We start from the raw sequence: 19,633 nt of genomic DNA on the forward strand, positions 1-19,633 counted from the left end.
CCCGCTCTCCGTGCGAGCGGGTCCGCGGCCGACGAGACCGGCGCGCCCCTACGTGTCGGCGCCGAAGCGGGTGGCCGCGACCTTGCGCAGGAACAGCTCGTGGAACCGGTAGTCGCCGGTGATCTCGGGGTGGAACGAGGTGCCCAGCAGGGCGCCCTGCTCGACGGCGACGACGCGGCCGTCGGCCAGCGCGGCGAGGGCGTGCGCCCGCTCCCCCAGCTCCTCGACGACGGGGGCGCGGATGAAGACCGCGTGCATCGGCGGCTCGCCGATGCCGTCGATGTCGAGGTCGGTCTCGAAGGAGTCCAGCTGGTTGCCGAAGGCGTTCCGGCGGACCGTCACGTCCAGGCCGCCGAAGCTGCTCTGGCCGTCGATGCGGTCGAGCACGCGGTCGGCGAGCATGATCAGCCCGGCGCAGGTGCCGTAGACCGGCAGACCCGCCGCGATCGCGGCCTTCACCGGCTCGGCGAGGCCGAACAGGCGCGAGAGCTTGTCCATCACCGTGGACTCGCCGCCGGGGATCACGAGACCCGCGACGGAGTCGAGCTCGGCCGGGCGGCGCACCAGCACCACCTCGGCGCCGAGCTCGCGCAGCACGTGCGCGTGCTCGCGGAAGTCGCCCTGCAGGGCGAGGACGCCGACGCGGAGCCCCGCGAGGGACTCCCGGGTCTCGTCCTCGCCCGCGACGGGCGCGCTCTCGCTACCAGCCACGCTCGGAGAGGCGGTGCGGCGCGGGCACGTCGGCCACGTTGATGCCGACCATCGCCTCGCCGAGACCGCGGGACGCCTCGGCGACCACCTTGGCGTCGTCGAAGAACGTCGTCGCCTTGACGATCGCAGCGGCGCGCTTCGCGGGCTCGCCCGACTTGAAGACGCCGGAGCCGACGAAGACGCCGTCGGCACCGAGCTGCATCATCAGCGCGGCGTCGGCCGGGGTGGCGACGCCGCCGGCGGTGAAGAGCACGACGGGGAGCTTGCCGGTCTGCGCGATCTCGGCGACCAGCTCGTAGGGCGCCTGCAGCTCCTTGGCGGCGACGTAGAGCTCGTCCTTGGTCAGCGACTTCAGGCGGTTGACCTCGGCCGAGATGGTGCGGATGTGCTTGGTGGCCTCGGAGACGTCGCCGGTGCCGGCCTCGCCCTTGGAGCGGATCATGGCCGCACCCTCGGTGATGCGGCGCAGGGCCTCGCCGAGGTTGGTGGCTCCGCAGACGAACGGGACGGTGAACTTCCACTTGTCGATGTGGTTCACGTAGTCGGCGGGCGAGAGGACCTCGGACTCGTCGATGTAGTCGACGCCGAGCTCCTGCAGGATCTGCGCCTCGACGAAGTGGCCGATGCGGGCCTTGGCCATCACGGGGATGGAGACGGCGGCGACGATCCCGTCGATGAGGTCGGGGTCGCTCATCCGCGCGACGCCGCCCTGCGAGCGGATGTCGGCGGGGACGCGCTCGAGCGCCATCACGGCGACGGCTCCGGCGTCCTCGGCGATGCGCGCCTGCTCGGCGTTGACGACGTCCATGATGACGCCGCCCTTGAGCATCTCGGCGAGCCCGCGCTTCACGCGGCTCGAGCCGAACTGCTCCGAGGCGGAGGAGGACGTGGGGGTGGTGTCGGTCATGTTCGCGAGTCCTGTTCTGTGCGGCGACTTCCGCCGACGGCAGCGTCCAGTCTACGAGACGGGGCTGCCCGACATCGGCGCTGGACAAGCGGGGCGAGGCGGGTCTCGATACGCCCCTGCGGGGCTGCTCGACCAGCAGAGGGCGGGCTGGGCGGACCATGCTGATCGAGTAGCCCGCGCAGCGGGCGTATCGAGATCCGCCGGCACCGGGACAGGAGTCTGCAGACTCGGCCTGCTGACGACGGTGGGTCTCGATACGCCCCTGCGGGGCTACTCGACCAGCATGGGCAGCCGCTGCGCCGCTACTCGAACAGCACGGGCAGCCGCAGCGCGGCTGCTCAACAGCACGGGCGGCCGGCGACTGCTGAGAGGGACGGGCGGCCGCAGCGCGGCTGCTCGACAGGCGTGGGTGCGGCCGGCTAGGGGCGGGGCCAGGCGGCCGCGAGGCTCGCTCGGACGTCGCCGAGGAGCTGGGGCAGGGCCTTGGTGCGGGCGATGATCGGGAAGAAGTTGGCGTCGGTCGCCCAGCGCGGCACCACGTGCTGGTGCAGGTGGGCGGCGATGCCGGCGCCGGCGACGGCGCCCTGGTTCATGCCGAGGTTGAAGCCGTCGTTGTTCGAGACCTCGCGGAGGACGCGCATCGCCGTCTGGGTGAGCGCGCCGATCTCGGCCACTTCCTCGGGAGTGGCCTCGTCGTAGAGCGGGATGTGCCGGTACGGGCAGACCAGGAGGTGGCCGGAGTTGTACGGGAAGAGGTTCAGCAGGACGAACGCGTGCTCGCCACGGGCGACGATCAGCGCCTCCTCGTCGCTCAGCGTCGGCGCGACGCAGAACGGGCAGTCGTCGTCGCCCGGCTGGCCCTTCCGGATGTAGACCATCCGGTGCGGGGTCCACAGGCGCTGGAACTCGTCGGGGACGCCGGCGAGGTGCGCGGAGGACTCCGCCCCCTCGGGGACGGCGTCGACGAGCGGCTCTCCCACCGCTAGACCTGGGCCTTGGTCGCGATGGCCTCGCGGATCCGGGCGACGGCGTCGGCGACGGGGATGCCGTTCTCCTGGGTGCCGTCGCGGAAGCGGAAGCTGACCGCTCCGGCGTCGCGGTCCTTCTCGCCGACGATCAGCTGGAACGGGACCTTCTGCAGGGTCGCGTTGCGGATCTTCTTCTGCATCCGGTCGCTGGAGTAGTCGATCTCGGCGCGGACGCCGGCCTTCTTCAGCTGACCGACGACGTCCTCGAGGTAGGGCAGGTACTCGTCGGCAATCGGGATGCCGACGACCTGCACCGGCGAGAGCCAGACCGGGAACGCTCCGGCGTAGTGCTCGGTGAGGATGGCGAAGAAGCGCTCGATCGAGCCGAAGAGGGCGCGGTGGATCATCACCGGGCGCTTCTTCGAGCCGTCGGACGCGGTGTACTCGAGCTCGAAGCGCTCGGGCTGGTTGAAGTCGAGCTGGATCGTCGACATCTGCCAGGTGCGGCCGATGGCGTCGCGCGCCTGGACCGAGATCTTCGGGCCGTAGAACGCGGCTCCACCCGGGTCGGGGACCAGCTCGAGGCCGGACTCGACGGCGACGGCGCGCAGCGACTCGATCGCCGACTCCCACTGCTCGGGGTCGCCGACGAACTTCGGGTTGCCCTCCTCGTTGGTGGAGAGCTCGAGGTAGAAGTCGTCGAGGCCGTAGTCGCGCAGGACCTGGAGCACGAACTCGAGGTTGCGGGTCAGCTCGGCCGACACGTCCTCCTGCGTGACGTAGATGTGCGCGTCGTCCTGGGTCAGCCCGCGGACGCGGGTGAGGCCCTGCAGGGTGCCGCTCTTCTCGTAGCGGTAGACGGTGCCGAACTCGGCCAGTCGCAGCGGCAGCTCGCGGTAGCTGCGCCCGCGCGAGCGGAAGATCAGGTTGTGGAACGGGCAGTTCATGGGCTTCAGGTAGTAGTCCTGGCCCTGGCGGGTGACGGTGCCGTCCTCGTCCTGCAGCTCGTCGAGGTGCATCGGGGGGAACATGCCCTCGGCGTACCACTGCAGGTGGCCGCTGGTCATGAACAGGTCGCCCTTGGTGATGTGCGGCGTGTAGACGAGCTCGTAGTCGTGGGCGAGCAGCTGCTCGCGCATGTACTGCTCGATCTCGTAGCGGATGATGCCGCCCTTGGGGTGGAAGACCGCGAGGCCGGAGCCGATCTCGTCCGGGAAGGAGAAGAGGTCGAGCTCGTGGCCGAGCTTGCGGTGGTCGCGGCGGGCGGCCTCCTCGAGGCGGGCCTGGTGGGCGCGCAGCTCGTCCTTCGTGGGCCACGCGGTGCCGTAGACGCGCTGCAGCTGAGGGTTCTTCTCCGAGCCGCGCCAGTAGGCCGCGGCGTTGCGGGTCAGCGCGTAGCCGTTGCCGATCATCCGGGTGTTGGGCAGGTGCGGGCCGCGGCAGAGGTCCTTCCAGACCGTCTCGCCGGTGCGCGGGTCGACGTTGTCGTAGATGGTGAGCTCGGCGCCGCCGACCTCGACCGACTCGCCGTCGGCGCCCGCGCCCTTGAGCCCGATCAGCTCGAGCTTGTACGGCTCGGCGGCCAGCTCGGCGCGCGCCTCGTCCTCGGTGACGACACGGCGCACGAAGCGCTGGCCCTGGCGGATGATGCGGTCCATCGCCTTCTCGAGCGCCTTCATCGCCTCGGGGGTGAAGGGCTCGGTGACGTCGAAGTCGTAGTAGAAGCCGTCGGTGACGGGCGGGCCGATGCCGAGCTTCGCGTCCGGATTGCTCTGCTGCACGGCCTGCGCGAGCACGTGCGCGGCGGAGTGGCGGAGGATGCTCAGGCCGTCGGGCGAGGAGATCAGGACGGGCTCGATGCTGTCGCCCGGGACGACGTCGGCGGCCAGGTCCTTCAGCTCGCCGTTGACGCGGATCGCGACGACCGCCCGGTCGGTGAAGTGCGTGAACCCCGTGCCGGCCTCGGTGACGACGGCGGCGTCGGTGGGACGGGACGATTCGGGGACGTTCGACGATGCGTTCGACACGCGCGGGTGCTCCTCTGGGGCTGGGGGACCCCTCGACTTTAGTCGTCGGCGCGGCCGCCTCGACGCGGCGACGCGGCCCGGGAGGTGACCTCCCGGGCCGCGCAGGGATTCCCGCGCCCCGTCTCGATTCCTGGCGATCGGGGGCGACAGTGCTCCCCTGGCACCGGGGCACGACCCGATCGCACTCCCGGCACCGGGACGATTCTAGGAGGACCGCTGAGGAAGCCCGGGAAAGTGGTCGAGGATGTCACTCCCTGTGCGGCCCCCTTACTGGGGTCAGGTACCGGGTTGCCAGTGCCGCTATGTTCAGCTGAGAACCACCCGACCACCGGAACCGGCGGCGCACGAACCCTGTCGTGCACCGCCTCCCGACGCGAGGCCCCGCCTCGATCGACCTGCTCATCCTGGGAGCACGACGGTCACAGCGGTGCCGACGTGGCGACGAAGCAGTGCGGCCCCGAAACCGCGCTCGCCTCCGAGCCCGCCCTGCAGTACCCCTTCCCCTGTAAACCCGAAATGCAGGTTGATCCTTTTGTATGCACCACTGGTGCGCGCCTTCAGCGCGCCCTCACGGCTCCATCCCACCTCGAGACCCCGTCGCCTCCCCCCGGCGACCCGGCATACGAGCGGCGGTGAGAGCAGGAGACCGCGGTGACCGCCGTCTCCACCGCGGCCCCGACTCCTCAGCGCGATCCACGCGCCCTCGTCCTCGTTCCGGCACCGCCGGCGGAGGCCTCGAGCTGGCGACGCCGATTCTCGCGGAGGGTCCTGGCCGCGGACGTCTTGGTCGTTCTCGGCGCCGTGTCGCTGGCCGCCGGCCTGCGCTCGGCCGCCGAGCCGCGATCCGCCGAGGCCCGCTCGGCCGACCTCGTGGTCGCCGCCGTCCTCGGCGCCCTCTGGGTCTGCTCCGTCCTCCTCGCCCAGCGGCGCCTCGCTCACCGCATCGGAGCGGGAGCGGACGAGTTCCGCCGTCTGCTCTCGGCGACGGTCGCGACGTTCGGCCTCGCCTCCGTCGCCTCGGTCCTCACCCACGTCGACCTGCCGCGCGTGCACGTGCTGATCGCCCTGCCCGTCGGGCTCGGCGGGATGCTGGCGGCGCACGCCCTCAGCCGCGGGCACCTGGCCCGGGAGCGACGGGCCGGCCGTGCCCTGTCCCGGGTGATCGTCGTCGGCAGCGCCGGTGACGTGACGCACATCGTCACGCAGATCGACCGCAGGCGCGGCCGCGTCGAGTACGACGTCGTCGGCGTCGCGCTCTCGACCGCCGGTGAGCGCACCCGCCTCGCCGACCCGCGGCGCTCGATCACCGTGCGCGGCCGCTCGATCCCGGTCGTCGGAGCGATCGACACGATCGCCCAGGCGGTCGTCGAGCAGCGCGCCGACGCGGTGGTCGTGGCCGGTCAGGTGGACGGCGGCGACGCCTACCTCCGCCGGCTCTGCTGGGCGCTCGAGCCGTTCGCGGTCGAGCTGGTGCTCGCACCGGGGCTCAGCAGTGTCGCCGGACCGCGCATCCACTGGCGCCCGGTGGACGGACTCCCGCTGATGCGGGTCGAGCCGCCGCGCTACTCCGGTCCGCGGCATGCGCTCAAGCGCGTGCTCGACGTGAGCGTCTCGGCCGTCGCCCTGCTGGTGCTCGCGCCGCTGCTGGCCGTGCTCGCGGTGATGATCCGCCACGACAGCACCGGTCCTGCGCTGTTCCGGCAGCAGCGGGTCGGCCGCGCCGGGCACCTCTTCACCATGCTGAAGTTCCGCTCGATGAGCGTCGACGCGGAGTCGCGGCTGGCGGAGCTGAGCGCGGCGAACGAGGGCTCCGGCCTGCTGTTCAAGCTGCGCGACGATCCGCGGGTGACCCCGCTCGGCCGCGTGCTGCGGCGGTACTCGCTCGACGAGCTGCCCCAGTTCTGGAACGTGCTGCGCGGCAGCATGAGCCTGGTCGGCCCGCGCCCGCCGCTGCTCAGCGAGGTGGAGCGCTACGACGACGTCGTGAACCGCCGCCTCTACATCAAGCCCGGCATCACCGGGCTCTGGCAGACCGGCGGCCGCTCCGAGCTCGACTGGGAGGACGGGATCCGACTCGACCTCTACTACGTCGAGAACTGGTCGCTGGCCGGCGACCTGCTCATCCTCTGGCGGACCCTGCGCGTGATGCTGCGCCCGGTCGGCGCGTACTGACGCACCGCCGCTCCGCTCCTTCCTCTCTCCTCCCCTCCGGCGCTCTCTCCGCCGTCCCCTCCCCCGGCGCGCCCCGACGCGCCGTCCCCTCTCGTCCGCGCGCTCCTTCTCCCTGGTCGGAGCGCCCGGTCCCCTCGGCGTGCCCGCATGCCGCCCTCCTCACCCGAAGGAACCCACCATGACCACCACCATCCCCTCCCGGAGGCTCCGCGTCGCGCTCGTCGGCGCCGGCTACTGGGGCCCGAACCTCGCCCGGAACTTCTCCGCCAGCGCCGACTGGGACCTGGTCGCGATCTGCGACCTCGACCCGGTCCGCGCGGAGGCCGTCTCCCGCGCCAACGGCTCCGTGCCGGTGCTGCGCTCCCTCTCGGACGTCCTCGACCTGCCCGGGCTCGACGCGATCGCCATCGCCACCCCGGCGCGCACCCACCACGCCATCGCCATGGCGGCGATCGCCGCGGGGCTGCACGTGCTGGTCGAGAAGCCGCTCGCCGACTCGAGCGTGCTCGGGATCGACATGGTGAACGCCGCTGAGCGCGCCGGTGTCGTGCTGATGGCCGACCACACCTACTGCTACACGCCCGCCGTGCTGAAGATGAAGGAGCTGATCGCCGCCGGCTCGCTCGGCGACGTGCTCTTCGTCGACGCGGTGCGGATCAACCTCGGTCTCATCCAGCCCGACGTCGACGTGTTCTGGGACCTCGCCCCGCACGACCTGTCGATCCTCGACTTCATCATCCCCGGGGGCCTGCGCCCCGGGAACGTCGCCGCCCAGGGCTCCGACCCGCTCGGCTCCGGCCGCGCCTGCGTCGGCTACCTGACCGTCCCGCTCGGCCAGGGCGCGATCGCCAACGTGCACGTGAACTGGCTCAGCCCGACCAAGATCCGCCGGATGGTGATCGGCGGCTCGCGGCGCACGCTGGTCTGGGACGACGTGAACCCGCAGCAGCGGCTGAGCGTCTTCGACCGCGGCGTCGACCTCGGCACCTCGCTCCGCGGCGGGACCTCCCGCCACGATGCGGCGATCTCCTACCGCCTCGGCGACACCTGGTCGCCCGCCCTGCCCGAGCGCGAGCCGCTCGCCGACATGGTCACGGAGTTCGCGACCTCGATCTCGGAGCGCCGCGCGCCCCGCACCGACGGCCGCGCCGCCCTGCGCGTCCTCAGCGTCCTGGAGCAGGTCAGCGACCGGCTGCTCGACGCCGGCCAGGTCAGCCGCACCACCGCTCCGGCGGTCCGCCTGGAGGAGGCGTCGTGGCTGAGCTGACCCCCTCCCCCGTCTCGCTCGAGGGCGCCGAGGTCCTGGTGACCGGCGGTGCCGGCACCATCGGCTCGACGATCGTCGACCGCCTCCTCGACACCGGCGTCAGCCGGGTCGACGTCCTCGACAACCTCGTCCGCGGGCGCCGGCAGAACCTCGAGCACGCGCTCGCGGACGGCCGGGTCCGGCTGATCGAGGGCGACATCCGCGACCGCGCGACGGTCGACTCGGTCGTCCGCGGCAAGGACGTCGTCTTCCACCAGGCGGCGATCCGGATCACCCAGTGCGCGGAGGACCCGCGCCTTGCCTTCGACGTCCTCGCCCAGGGCTCCTTCACCGTCTTCGAGGCGGCGGCGGCGCACGGCGTCGGCCGGGTGGTGGCCGCGTCCAGCGCCTCCGTCTACGGACTCGCGACGCAGTTCCCCACTCCGGAGAGCAACAACCCCTACGCCAACGACACGATCTACGGCGCGGCGAAGGCCTTCTCGGAGGGCATGCTCACCAGCTTCGGCGCGATGAACGGCCTGCGCTCGACGGCGCTGCGCTACTTCAACGTCTACGGACCGCGGATGGATGTGCACGGCCTCTACACCGAGGTGCTCGTGCGCTGGATGGAGCGGATCGAGGCGGGCGTCCCGCCGCTGATCATGGGCGACGGCGCGCAGACGATGGACTTCGTGCACGTGGACGACGTCGCCCGGGCCAACGTGGTCGCGGCGACGGCCGGACGCGACGGCGCGTTCAACATCGGCACGGGGGTCGAGACCAGCCTGCTGGAGCTCGCCCGCACGCTGCTGCACGTCATGGAGTCCGACCTGGACGTCGTCTTCGCGCCGGCGCGCTCGGTCAACGGCGTCACCCGCCGCCTGGCCGACACCCGGGCGGCGCGCGACGAGCTCGGCTTCGTCACCGCGTACGACCTGGAGAGCGGTCTGCGCTCGCTGGTCGAGTGGTGGCGCGCCGAGCGGCTCGACGCCGCCGTCCTGAGCGGAGCGACCCGATGAGCGCGGCGAGCACCGGCGCAGCGAGCACCGGGCGCATCGACGTGATGCGCCCCTGGCTGGGCACCGAGGAGAGCGACGCGCTCGCCGAGGTGATCGCCTCCGGCTGGATCGCACAGGGCCCCCGGGTCGCGCGGTTCGAGGCGGCCTTCGCCGAGGCGATGGGCGTCGGCCACGCGGTCGCGCTGTCCAGCTGCACCACGGCCCTGCACCTCGGGCTCGTGGTCGGCGGCGTGAGCGCCGGGGACGACGTCGTGGTCCCCTCCTTCTCCTTCATCGCGACCGCCAACGCGGTCGTGCACGCCGGCGGCCGGCCCGTCTTCGCCGACGTCGACCCGGTCACGGGCAACGTCACCGCGGAGACGATCGCCGCGGCGCTGACCCCGGCCACCCGCGCGGTGATCGCGGTCGACCAGGGCGGCGTGCCCGTCGACCTCGAGCCGATCCGCGCGCTCTGCGACCCGCTCGGGATCCTCGTCCTCGAGGACGCCGCCTGCGGCGCGGGCTCGCGGTACCGCGGCCGCTCCGTCGGCGCCGGCGCGGCGCTGACCGCCTGGTCGTTCCACCCCCGCAAGCTCCTCACCACCGGTGAGGGCGGGATGCTCACGACGGACGACGCGGACCTCGCGGCCCGCGCCCGCCGCCTGCGCGAGCACTCGATGTCCGTCTCCGCGGCGGACCGGCACGGCAGCGTGCTCGCCGCACCGGAGCACTACGACGAGGTCGGCTTCAACTTCCGGATGACCGATCTGCAGGCCGCCCTCGGCCTCGTGCAGCTCGGCCGGCTGCCGGCGCTGATCGAGCGCCGCCGGGCGCTCGCGGCCCGCTATGCGGCGGCCTTCGCCGACGTCCCGGGCCTGCGCACGGTGACGGACCCGGAGCACGGCACGGGCAACTTCCAGTCGTTCTGGATCGAGGTCGGCGACGACTACCCGCTCGAGCGCGACGGCCTGATGGCCGAGCTCGCCTCCCGCGACGTCTCCGCCCGCCGCGGCATCATGGCGGCCCACCGCCAGCCGCCGTACCGCGACCACCCGAACGCCGACCGCCTGCCCGTCACCGAGCGCCTGACCGACCGGACGCTGATCCTGCCGCTCTTCCACGCCCTCACCGAGCAGGACCAGGACCGGGTGATCGAGGCCGTTCTGGCCCCGTCGCGCCTGGCCCGCGAGCACGAGACGGCGGTCCTCCGTGCGTGAGCTGATCCTCGTCGGCGCGAGCGGACTGGCGCGGGAGACCCTCGCGCTCCTCGCGGTGAGCGGCAGCCACCGCGTGATCGGCGTGGTGGACGACGGCGCCGCGCGCTGGGGCACCGAGATCTCGGGAGTCCCCGTGATCGGCGGCCTCGACGCGATCGCCGAGCACCCCCGCGCCGAGATCGCCGTCTGCGTCGGCCACGGCAGCGGCCGGGCGCGCATCGTCGACCGCCTCCGCGCGCTCGGCGTGCACGACCACCGCTACGCCCGGATCGTGCACCCGGCCATCCACGTGCCGGACGACTGCCGGATCGGCGCGGGGAGCATCCTGCTCGCCGGCGTCGTGCTGACCGCCGATGTGGCGATCGGCCGGCACGTCGTGGCCATGCCGAACGTGACCCTCACCCACGGCGACCGCATCGGCTCGTTCGCCACCCTCTGCGCCGGGGTCACCCTCGGCGGCGGGGTGCGGGTGGGCGAGGAGGCGTACCTGGGCATGGGCGCCTCCGTCCGCGAGCGCTCGCGGATCGGCCGCCGGGCGACGCTCGGCATGGGCGCGGTGCTGCTGCGCGATCAGCCGGCCGGCGAGACCTGGCTCGGCGTGCCCGCCGCACCGCGGGTCGATCCCGACGCCGTCCGGCGCGCGGACAGCACTCTCGAAGGAGCGTCCGCATGAGCGCCGTCCGCGGGCACCGGTCGCCGGTGCTCCCCCTCTCCGGCCCGGCGCCGCTCGTCTCGGTCGTGATCGCGGCCGTCGACGGCGTGTCGCCGACCGCCGCGCTGGCGAGCGTCCTCGTGCAGCGCGGCGTCCGGCTGGACGTCGTCGTCGTGACGGACGCGGATCCGGTCGTCGACGACGAGCGCGTGCGCGTGCTCGAGGTGCCCGCCGGCCTCGGCGCGATCGCCGCCCGCAACGCCGGGCTCGCGCTCGTCCGCGGCGAGTCCGTGCTGGTGCTGCCGAGCACCGACGCGCTCACCGCCGGGGCGCTCGAGCGGGCGGCGGCCCTGCTGGCCGCGCACCCGTGGGTGGGCGCCGTGCACGGCGACGCCGAGATCTCGGTCCGGCCCGCGACCGCGGCCACCGGGCGCGTGGAGTGGACGCTGTGGAGCGGGGCCGACTGGATCGAGCGCACGAGCCGGCACGGCTCCGACCTCCTGGTCGACCACGCCGTGCTGGTCCGCCGCTCCCTCGCCGACGCTCTCGGCGGCTACGCCGAGGACCTCCCCCGCACCGCCGACCTCGACTACGGGCTGCGGCTCGCGGCACTCGGCGGAATCGGCCGGATCAGCGGCGTCGTCCAGACCCGCTGCCACCCGCAGCCGACCATCGACCCGCTGGCGGAGCTGCGCGAGCGCCGCGGCACCATCGAGCACTTCTTCACCAGCGCCGGGCACGACTCCTCCGGCCGCCGGGCGCAGGGCGGGGACCGCCGCGCGAACGCCGGCCGCGCCCTCGCCCACGAGGCGATGGGCCTGGCGCTGCGCAGCCGCGCCTCGGCGCGCCCCGAGGACCAGGCCGAGGGCGCCCGCTACGCCTCGATCGCCGCCGAGTGCTGGCCGGCCGTCGTCGACACCGCCGAGTGGCGGCGCTTCGTCCGCGCCGGCGAGCGCGCGCGGAGGCCGCTCTCGTGACCGCCGTCGAGTCCCCTCCGGTCACCGCGGGCCGGAGCCGCATCGCGTCGGCCCTGGGCTGGAGCGCGCTCAGCACGATCGCGCTCCGGCTCGGCAGCCTGGCCCTGGGCGTCGTGCTGGCCCGGCTGCTCGCTCCCGAGGCGTTCGGCGTCTACGCGCTCGCGCTCACCGTGCAGTCGGTGCTGATGGCGCTGTCCGACTTCGGACTCAGCACCGATCTGATCCGCTCGAGCGAGCCCGAGCGGCGCGCGCCGACCGTGGCCGTGCTCGGCCTGGTCCTCGGCGGGACTCTCGGCGCGGCGATGGCGGCCTCGGCGCCGATGATCGCCGCGGCGACGGGCTCGCCCGAGACGGCCGGCGTGCTGGCGGTCCTCGCGATCACCCTGCCTCTGGCCGGGGCCGGAGTGGTCCCCTACGCCGCGCTGCAGCGCCGCTTCGCCCAGCGGCCGCTCTTCCTGATCGCCGCCGTCGACTTCGTCGTCTCCACCGCGATCACCCTCGCGCTGCTCGCCGCCGGGACCGGGGTGCTGGCGCTGGCCGTCGGCCGCGTCGTCGCGCAGACCTGCACGATGGTGCTGCTCTTCGTGGCGGCCCGCGAGCGGCCGCGCCTGGGCTGGGACCGCTCGATCGCCCCCTCCGCGCTCCGCTTCGGACTGCCGGTGGCGATCGCCAACCTGATCTCCTGGGGCGTGCTCGGCACCGACAAGGTGGTGATCGCCGGCCTGATCGACCCGGTGGCGCTGGGCTACTACGTCCTCGCCTTCAACATCTCCACCTGGCCGATGACCGCGGTGGGCCAGGTCGTCCGCTCGGTCGCGCTGCCCGCGTTCTCCCGGGCGCACGAGGACGGCCGGCCCCTGCCCGTCGCCGCGGCGACCGGGCTGACCTGGGCGCTCGCCGCTCCGCTCGGCGCACTGCTCGCCGCGCTGGCCGCCCCGCTCGTGCACGTCGTCTACGGCGAGCGCTGGGCTCCGGCCGCGGCGGCGCTGGGGCTGCTCGGCGTCGTCGGCGCGCTGCGGGTGGTGGCCGATCTCTTCAGCTCGGCGGCGCTCGCGAAGGGCGACTCCGGTCGCGTCGCGATCGTGCAGGGCGTCTGGTTCGCGGCGCTCACGCTCGCGCTCGTCCCCGCGGTGCTGGGCGGCGGATTCGTCGGCGCGGCCTGGGCGCAGATCGGGGTGGCCGCGCTCGTGGTCGGTCCCGTCTTCGCCTGGCTGCTGCGCTCGATCGACGTCGACCTGCGCGCCGTCGGCCGCTCCCTGCTGCCGCCGGCGCTCGCCGCGGCGGCCGCCGCCGGTGCCGCACTGCTCGTCCCGATCGGCCTCGCCGCCGTCGGCCTCGACGCCGACTGGCTCGCCCTGCTCCTGGGCGGCGCGATCGGCGGCGTCCTCTACCTCCTCCTCCTGCGGACCTGGCTGCTGCGCCGGGTCCGCGAGCTCACCTCCGACCGAAGGAACCCGTCATGACCACCGAGCCGATCGTCCCGCTCGCCGATCTGCACCTCCAGCACCTCGTCGTCGCCGACGTGATCCGGGAGGGCTTCGACCGCGTGCTCGCGGACTCGTCGTTCGTCCGCGGTCCGGACGTGTCCCGCTTCGAGGAGGAGTTCGCCGCGTACTGCGACGTGCGGCACACCATCGGCGTCGGCAACGGGACCGACGCGCTCGAGCTCGCCCTCCTGGCGCTCGACCTCGCACCCGGCGACGAGGTGCTCGTCCCCGCGAACACCTTCGTGGCGACCGCCGAGGCCGTCGTCCGCGCCGGCGCCCAGCCGGTGTTCGTCGACTGCGACGACGACTACCTGATCGACGTCGACTCGGCGGCGGAGGCCGTCACTCCCCGCACCCGCGCGGTGATGGCCGTGCACCTCTACGGGCAGTGCGCCCCGGTGGAGCGGCTCTCCGCCGCTCTCGGCGACGAGGTGCGGATCGTCGAGGACGCGGCGCAGGCCCAGGGCGCCCGGCGCTTCGGCGCCCGCGCGGGCTCGCTCGGCGCCATCGCCGGCACCAGCTTCTACCCGGGCAAGAACCTCGGCGCCTACGGCGACGCGGGCGGAGTGATGACCGACGACGACGAGCTCGCCGCGGCCGTCCGCCGCCTCGGCAACCACGGCGGCCTCAGCGCCTACCGGCACGACGTCGTCGGCACGAACTCGCGGCTCGACTCGCTGCAGGCGGTCGTGCTGAGCGCGAAGCTCGCGCACCTGGACGAGTGGAACCAGCAGCGCCGCGACGCCGCCGCCCGCTACGCCGAGCTCCTCGACGGCGTCGACGGGCTGGTCCTCCCCCGCACCGCGCCGGGCAACGAGCACGTGCACCACCTCTACGTCGTGCGCACCCCGGAGCGGGAGCGCCTGCGCGCCGCGCTCGCGGAAGCGGGCGTCGCGACCGGCGTGCACTACCCGACCCCGGTGCACCTGCTGGCCCCGTTCCTCCCCGCCACCGGCCGCCCGCGCTCGCTGCCGCGCGCCGAGGCGTTCGCCGGGCAGCTGCTGACGCTGCCGCTGTTCCCCGGCATCACCGCGGCGCAGCAGGAGTACGTGGCGGAGTCGCTGATCGCCGCGCTGCGGAGCACGACCTCCGCCGCCCCGAGCCCGGCGGGGGTGCTGTCGTGACGACCGCCGTCGCCGCGGCGACCCGGCGCGGTCGCACGGTGCCGGTCGAGGAGATCGACACCTCCGACGCCACCGTCTCGGTCCTCATCCCGCTGCACGACTACGCGCAGTTCCTGCCCGCCGCCGCGGCGAGCGCCCTCGGCCAGACGGGCGTCCGCGTGCAGCTGGTGATCGTCGACGACCGCTCCACCGACGACTCGCTCGCGGTGGCCCGCTCGATCGCGGCCGGCAACGACCGCGTCCTGGTGCTGGCGAACCCGCGGAACCTCGGTCCCGTCGGCAGCGTGCTCGCCGCGCTGGCCGTGGCGACCGGCGAGTTCTCCTGGTACCTCGACGCCGACGACGTGATCGCCCCGGGCGCCCTGGCCCGGGCCGTCGCCGTCGCCCGCGCGCACCCCTCGGTCGGGCTGGTCTACGGCCACCCCGTGCACTTCCCCGACGGGTCGGTGCTGCCGACGGCGCGGACCACTCCCACCTCGTGGCTGCTCTGGTCCGGCGGCGACTGGCTGCACGAGCGCTGCCGCACCGGGCTCAACGTGATCACCTCGCCCGAGGTGCTGGTGCGCCGCTCGGTCCTCGACCGGGTCGGCTGGCCCCGCCCGCTGCCGCACACCTACGACATGGAGCTCTGGCTGCGCCTCTCGGCCGCGTCCGACGTCGCCTACATCCAGGGCGTCGACCAGGCCTGGCACCGCGAGCACGCGGGCAGCCGCTCGGACACCGTGACGCCGCTGCACGACCTGCGCGAGCGGCTGCTCGCCTTCGAGACCTTCTTCGCCGATCCCGGCGGACCGCTCGACCGGCGCGACGAGCTCGAGCACCTCGCCCGGCGTGCCCTCGCCCGCGACGCCCTCGTCAAGGGCGCGCAGCGCTTCGACAGCGGCGGCGCCACCGCGGCGGACCTCGAGGAGCACCTCGGCTTCGCGCACCAGGTCTACGGCGACGCGGCCCGGCTGCCCGAGTGGGAGCGCCTGCAGTCGCGGCTGCTGAGCGCGCCGAGCGACCGCTTCTCCCCGCGCTTCCTGCTGGAGCGGGTGCTGCGGCGACTGCGCACCGACCGGTCCTGGCGCCGCTGGCACCGCGAGGGGAGCTTCTGATGCGCGCCTCCCGCGTCCCCCGCGAGCTCGTCCGGCGCCTGCGCAGCACCGGCGGCCGCGATCTGCTGCAGCGCGCCGTCCGCTCGCTCGGCGACCGCGTCGGCGTCCGCGAGCTCGACATGCCGCTGCTCCCCGGCGACATCGCCGACTCCGGTCTCCTCCACCTGCCCGGCGCCCCGGTCCGCGCCGAGGGCCCCGCATCGATCGGCTGGATCTGCACCCCGCCCGACCGCGGCTCCGGCGGTCACACCACCCTGTTCCGGATGGTGCAGGGCCTGGTCGAGCGCGGTCACCGCTGCACCCTCTTCCTCTACGACCGGCACGGGGCCGACTTCGAGACCCGCGCCGCGATCATCCGCGCCGGCTGGCCGTGGCTCGACGTGGACATCCGCAGCGCCGACGACGGCGTCACCGGCGTCGACGCGGCCGTGGCGACCTCCTGGGAGACCGCGCACGTGCTCGCCACTCGCGGGACGGCGCCGATGGCTCGGCTGTACTTCGTGCAGGACTACGAGCCGTTCTTCCACCCTCGCGGGACCCTCGCGGCCCTGGCGGAAGACAGCTACCGGTTCGGCTTCCGCACCATCGCCCTCGGCGAGATGGTGCGCTCGCACCTCGACGCGCTCGGCGTCGCGAGCGACCTCGCGCCGTTCGGCTGCGACACCACCACCTACACGCTGGACAACCCCGACGGCGAGCGCTCCGGCGTGGTGTTCTACGCCAAGCCCGCCGCCGACCGGCGCGGCTATCTGCTCGGCCGGCGGGCGCTCGCGCTCTTCCACGCCGAGCACCCCGAGGTGCCGATCCACGTCTACGGCACGGCGCCCGGAGCGTGGGACGTGCCGGTGATCGAGCACGGCACCCTCGCGCCGGGCGATCTCGCCGCCCTCTACAACCGCTGCTCGGCCGGCATCGCGCTCTCCTTCACCAACATCTCGCTGGTGGCGGAGGAGCTGCTCGCCTGCGGCGCCGTCGCCGTGGTGAACGACGCCGTCGACGCCCGCGCGGATCTGCCCCACCCCGGCGCGAGCTGGGCCCGGCCGACCCCGGCGGGCATCGCGGAGGCGCTCGGCCGCGCGGTCGACGACGCCCGGCCCGGCCGCGAGGTCGCCGCCGGCGTCCGGCACGGCTGGGGCATCGCCCAGGAGGTCGTCGAGCGCGTCGTCCTGGACGAGCTCGCCCGCTCGACCGTCGCCGGCCCGGCACGCACCGCGGCGCCGGCCCCCGCCCCCGCCCCCGCCCCCGCACTCGTCCCCTCACTCGCCCCCGCTCGATCGGAGAGCTGACCCATGACCCTCGAAACCCACCGCCGGGTCGTCCTCGGCGGCAGCCCCGTCGATCTCGCCCGGCACGAGGAGGCGGTCCGCACCATCGCGGACCGCGCCGCCGCCCTGCACGACGCACCGCTGGGCGTCCTCTCCGTGAACGTCGACCACGTCAACCACTTCGGCCACGGCGGACGCTGGCAGCACGTGCTCGAGCGCCGCGCCCTGCCGGTCGCCGAGGCGCCGACCCTCGTCCTGGTCCCGGTGGCCGAGGGCGAGACCGAGTGGACCGACGCGCCGGTCGACGTCCCGGCCCGCCCGGTCGAGTGGCTCTCGCTCATCGACGGCAGCCCGATCGCCAAGCAGGCCGAGCGGCTCACCGGCGTCTCCTGGCCGCGCCTGGCCGGCAGCGACCTGATCGGGCCGCTGCTGGACCGCGCCGCGACCGACGGCGTGCGCGTCGGCGTGCTCGGCGGCTCCGAGGCCGCGCAGTCCCGGCTGCGCGCCCGCCTGTCCGAGGAGCGGCCCGACCTGGTGATGGCCGGACTCTGGTCGCCGTCCCGGGCCGAGCTCGCCGACCCCGCCGCCAACGCCGCGCTGGTCGAGTCGATCCGCGGTGCGCGGGTCGACCTCCTCATCGTCGGACTCGGCAAGCCCCGCCAGGAGCTCTGGATCGACGAGCACGGCCCGCGCACCGGCGCGCACGTGCTGCTGGCCTTCGGCGCGGCCGTCGACTTCCTCGGCGGCTCCGTCCGCCGGGCGCCGCAGTGGGTCGCCGACCGCGGCGTGGAGTGGCTCTGGCGCCTCGCGCTCGAGCCACGCCGCCTCGCGCGCCGCTACCTCGTCGAGGGCCCGCTCGCCTACGCGAGCCTGCGCCGGCACAGCTCGACCACCCCGCAGCGCGGTCCTGTGCTCGGCAGGGCCGCGCAGCCCGACGCGCCGTCCCCCGTGCTGCCCGTGATCCTGCCCGGCGGGAGCGCCCGCTTCGTCGGAGCCGGCGAGCGCGCCGACGTCGCCGCCCTCGTCGTCAGCTACCGCTCGGCCGCGACGATGGAGCGCCTGCTGACGAGCCTGCGCGCCGAGGCCGCGACCGGCGTCCGGATCCGCGTGGTCGTCGTCGACAACGCCTCCGACGACGGCTCGCTCGCCCTCGCGGCGGCGCACTCCGACGTCGTCGCCGTCGACGCGGGCGCCAACGTCGGCTACGCCGCAGCGATCAACATCGCCCGGCGCCACGCGGGCGACGCGGGCGCGCTGCTCGTGCTGAACCCCGATCTGGTCGTGCTGCCCGGCGCCGTCTCGACGCTGCTGGCGCGGATGGACTCCTCCTCCGCGGGCATCGTCGTGCCGCTCCTGCTCGACGCCGCGGGCGCCCCGTCGCGCTCGCTCCGCCGCGAGCCGACCCGGCTGCGCGCCCTCGGCGACGCACTGCTGGGCGACAAGGTCCTCGACCGCCCCGCGTTCTCCAGCGAGACCGACAGCGACGCGGAGAGCTACCGGCACGCCCACCGGATCGACTGGGCCACCGGCGCCGCGATGCTGATCGACGCGCTGGTCGCCGCCCGCCTCGGCGACTGGGACGAGCGGTTCTTCCTCTACTCCGAGGAGACGGACTACTTCCGCCGCGCCCGCGACCTCGGCGCCGAGGCCTGGTTCGAGCCCGCCGCGCAGGTCGTGCACGACGGCGGCGGCTCCGGCTCCTCCACCGCCCTCGCCGCGCTGCTCGCCGTGAACCGGGTGCGCTATGTGCAGAAGTTCCACGGCGCGCTGTACTCGAGCACCTTCCGCCTCGTCGTGCTGGCCGCGGAGTCGGCCCGCAGCGTCCTCCCTGGCGCCCGAGGCCGCGAGCACCGGCACGCGGCCCTCGCGCTCGCGGTCGGCGCCCGGCTCGCCTCGCTCCCCTCCGGCGCGCTCGCCCGCCCGCTGGCCGCACCGCACCCGAGCGGCTCGGTCGTCGTCCCCGCGCACGACGAGGCGGCGGTGATCGCCCGCACCCTGGCGCCGCTGGCCGCCGCTGCCGCGAGCGGCGCCCTCGAGGTGATCGTCGTCTGCAACGCCTGCACCGACGCCACCGCCGAGATCGCGCGCAGCTTCGCCGGCGTCACCGTGGTCGAGATCGCCGAGGCGTCCAAGACCGCGGCCCTCAACGCGGGCGACGCGGTGGCCGCCACCTGGCCGCGCCTCTACCTCGACGCCGACGTCGGCGTCACGGCGGACGCGGTCTGGAACGTCTTCGACGCCGTCACCCGCGGCGGGCTGCTCGCCGCCCGGCCGACCGCGGTCTACGACGCGACCGGAGCCGACCTGCTGGTCCGGGCCTACTACCGCGCCCGCTCGCGCACGGCCTCGCTGCACACCGCGCTCTGGGGCGCCGGCGGCTACGCCGTCAGCGGCCCGGGACACGAGCGGATCGGGACCTTCCCCGCCCTGATCGCCGACGACGAGTTCGTCGACGGCCGGTTCTCCGTCGCCGAGCGCGCCGTCGTCGCCACCGCCCCCGCCGTGGTGCAGGTGCCCCGGAGCGCGACCAGCCTGCTCGGCGTCCTGCGCCGCACCCAGCGCGGCAGCGCGCAGCTGGCGGCGGCGACCTCCGGCGGCGAGCGCCGCTCGTCCCGCACCGCCGTGCAGGTGCTGCGGTCCGCCCGGGGTCCGCTCGAGCTCGCCGACGCCGCCGTCTACCTCTGCTTCGCCCTCGCCAGCCGGCTGCCGGAGCGGCAGGCGGCGGGCTGGACCCGTGACGAGACCACCCGCCGGGCCTCCTCCGCGCAGACGGGGGCCTGACCCG

General features: G+C 74.4%; 15 protein-coding genes. 11 read left to right on the top strand and 4 right to left on the bottom strand.

The genetic code is table 11. The features are described from left to right. Positions 1-48: 48 nt before the first annotated feature. The 4 genes from pdxT to thrS form a co-directional block, all read right to left on the bottom strand. Positions 49-711, bottom strand: a complete 663-nt coding sequence (pdxT, locus tag EDF35_RS12810) for a pyridoxal 5'-phosphate synthase glutaminase subunit PdxT (protein ID WP_133962579.1) — start codon at positions 709-711, stop codon at positions 49-51. Next, on the bottom strand, positions 701-1,618 hold the full coding sequence (gene pdxS / locus EDF35_RS12815; RefSeq protein ID WP_123446185.1) for a pyridoxal 5'-phosphate synthase lyase subunit PdxS: 918 nt from the start codon (positions 1,616-1,618) through the stop codon (positions 701-703). Before pdxS ends, pdxT begins: the two co-directional genes overlap by 11 nt. 419 nt (positions 1,619-2,037) lie before the next feature. Further along, the gene (locus EDF35_RS12820) at positions 2,038-2,598 is read right to left on the bottom strand and encodes an HIT domain-containing protein (protein ID WP_133962580.1); all 561 of its coding nucleotides are present in this window, start codon (positions 2,596-2,598) and stop codon (positions 2,038-2,040) included. A 2-nt stretch (positions 2,599-2,600) separates the two neighbouring features. Next, positions 2,601-4,502 (bottom strand): threonine--tRNA ligase, encoded by a 1,902-nt coding sequence (thrS, locus tag EDF35_RS12825; RefSeq protein ID WP_243839983.1) that lies wholly within the window; start codon positions 4,500-4,502, stop codon positions 2,601-2,603. A gap of 762 nt (positions 4,503-5,264) precedes the next feature. Here thrS and EDF35_RS12830 point away from each other — a divergent pair. The 11 genes from EDF35_RS12830 to EDF35_RS12880 all read left to right on the top strand — a co-directional run bounded on the left by EDF35_RS12830 (position 5,265) and on the right by EDF35_RS12880 (position 19,629). Beyond that, complete coding sequence (locus EDF35_RS12830) at positions 5,265-6,785, top strand: sugar transferase (protein WP_133962582.1); 1,521 nt, start codon at positions 5,265-5,267, stop codon at positions 6,783-6,785. A gap of 178 nt (positions 6,786-6,963) precedes the next feature. After that, the gene (locus EDF35_RS12835) at positions 6,964-8,052 is read left to right on the top strand and encodes a Gfo/Idh/MocA family oxidoreductase (protein ID WP_123733029.1); all 1,089 of its coding nucleotides are present in this window, start codon (positions 6,964-6,966) and stop codon (positions 8,050-8,052) included. Beyond that, complete coding sequence (locus EDF35_RS12840; protein ID WP_243587121.1) at positions 8,040-9,050, top strand: NAD-dependent epimerase/dehydratase family protein; 1,011 nt, start codon at positions 8,040-8,042, stop codon at positions 9,048-9,050. The genes EDF35_RS12835 and EDF35_RS12840 overlap by 13 nt, the downstream gene beginning before the upstream one ends. Beyond that, a complete protein-coding gene (locus tag EDF35_RS12845) occupies positions 9,047-10,246 on the top strand; it encodes a DegT/DnrJ/EryC1/StrS family aminotransferase (RefSeq protein ID WP_123704465.1) in 1,200 nt (399 codons plus the stop codon). The genes EDF35_RS12840 and EDF35_RS12845 overlap by 4 nt, the downstream gene beginning before the upstream one ends. Beyond that, positions 10,239-10,919: a NeuD/PglB/VioB family sugar acetyltransferase gene (locus EDF35_RS12850; protein WP_123704467.1), complete on the top strand. Its 681-nt coding sequence runs from the start codon at positions 10,239-10,241 to the stop codon at positions 10,917-10,919. Before EDF35_RS12845 ends, EDF35_RS12850 begins: the two co-directional genes overlap by 8 nt. Further along, positions 10,916-11,875, top strand: coding sequence for a hypothetical protein (locus EDF35_RS12855; RefSeq protein ID WP_123704469.1), 960 nt, complete (start codon positions 10,916-10,918; stop codon positions 11,873-11,875). The genes EDF35_RS12850 and EDF35_RS12855 overlap by 4 nt, the downstream gene beginning before the upstream one ends. Further along, entirely contained in the window at positions 11,872-13,338 is a 1,467-nt protein-coding gene (locus EDF35_RS12860; protein ID WP_166674096.1) for an oligosaccharide flippase family protein, read from the top strand. Before EDF35_RS12855 ends, EDF35_RS12860 begins: the two co-directional genes overlap by 4 nt. Further along, the gene (locus tag EDF35_RS12865) at positions 13,335-14,486 is read left to right on the top strand and encodes a DegT/DnrJ/EryC1/StrS family aminotransferase (protein WP_133962583.1); all 1,152 of its coding nucleotides are present in this window, start codon (positions 13,335-13,337) and stop codon (positions 14,484-14,486) included. Before EDF35_RS12860 ends, EDF35_RS12865 begins: the two co-directional genes overlap by 4 nt. Beyond that, complete coding sequence (locus EDF35_RS12870) at positions 14,483-15,583, top strand: glycosyltransferase family A protein (RefSeq protein WP_133962584.1); 1,101 nt, start codon at positions 14,483-14,485, stop codon at positions 15,581-15,583. The genes EDF35_RS12865 and EDF35_RS12870 overlap by 4 nt, the downstream gene beginning before the upstream one ends. Then, positions 15,583-16,869: a glycosyltransferase family 1 protein gene (locus EDF35_RS12875; protein ID WP_208323059.1), complete on the top strand. Its 1,287-nt coding sequence runs from the start codon at positions 15,583-15,585 to the stop codon at positions 16,867-16,869. Before EDF35_RS12870 ends, EDF35_RS12875 begins: the two co-directional genes overlap by 1 nt. Positions 16,870-16,872: 3 nt before the next feature. Then, on the top strand, positions 16,873-19,629 hold the full coding sequence (locus EDF35_RS12880; RefSeq protein ID WP_133962585.1) for a WecB/TagA/CpsF family glycosyltransferase: 2,757 nt from the start codon (positions 16,873-16,875) through the stop codon (positions 19,627-19,629). Positions 19,630-19,633: the final 4 nt, after the last annotated feature.

Source organism: Rathayibacter sp. PhB151 (genome assembly GCF_004366415.1).
Taxonomy (GTDB): domain Bacteria; phylum Actinomycetota; class Actinomycetes; order Actinomycetales; family Microbacteriaceae; genus Rathayibacter; species Rathayibacter festucae.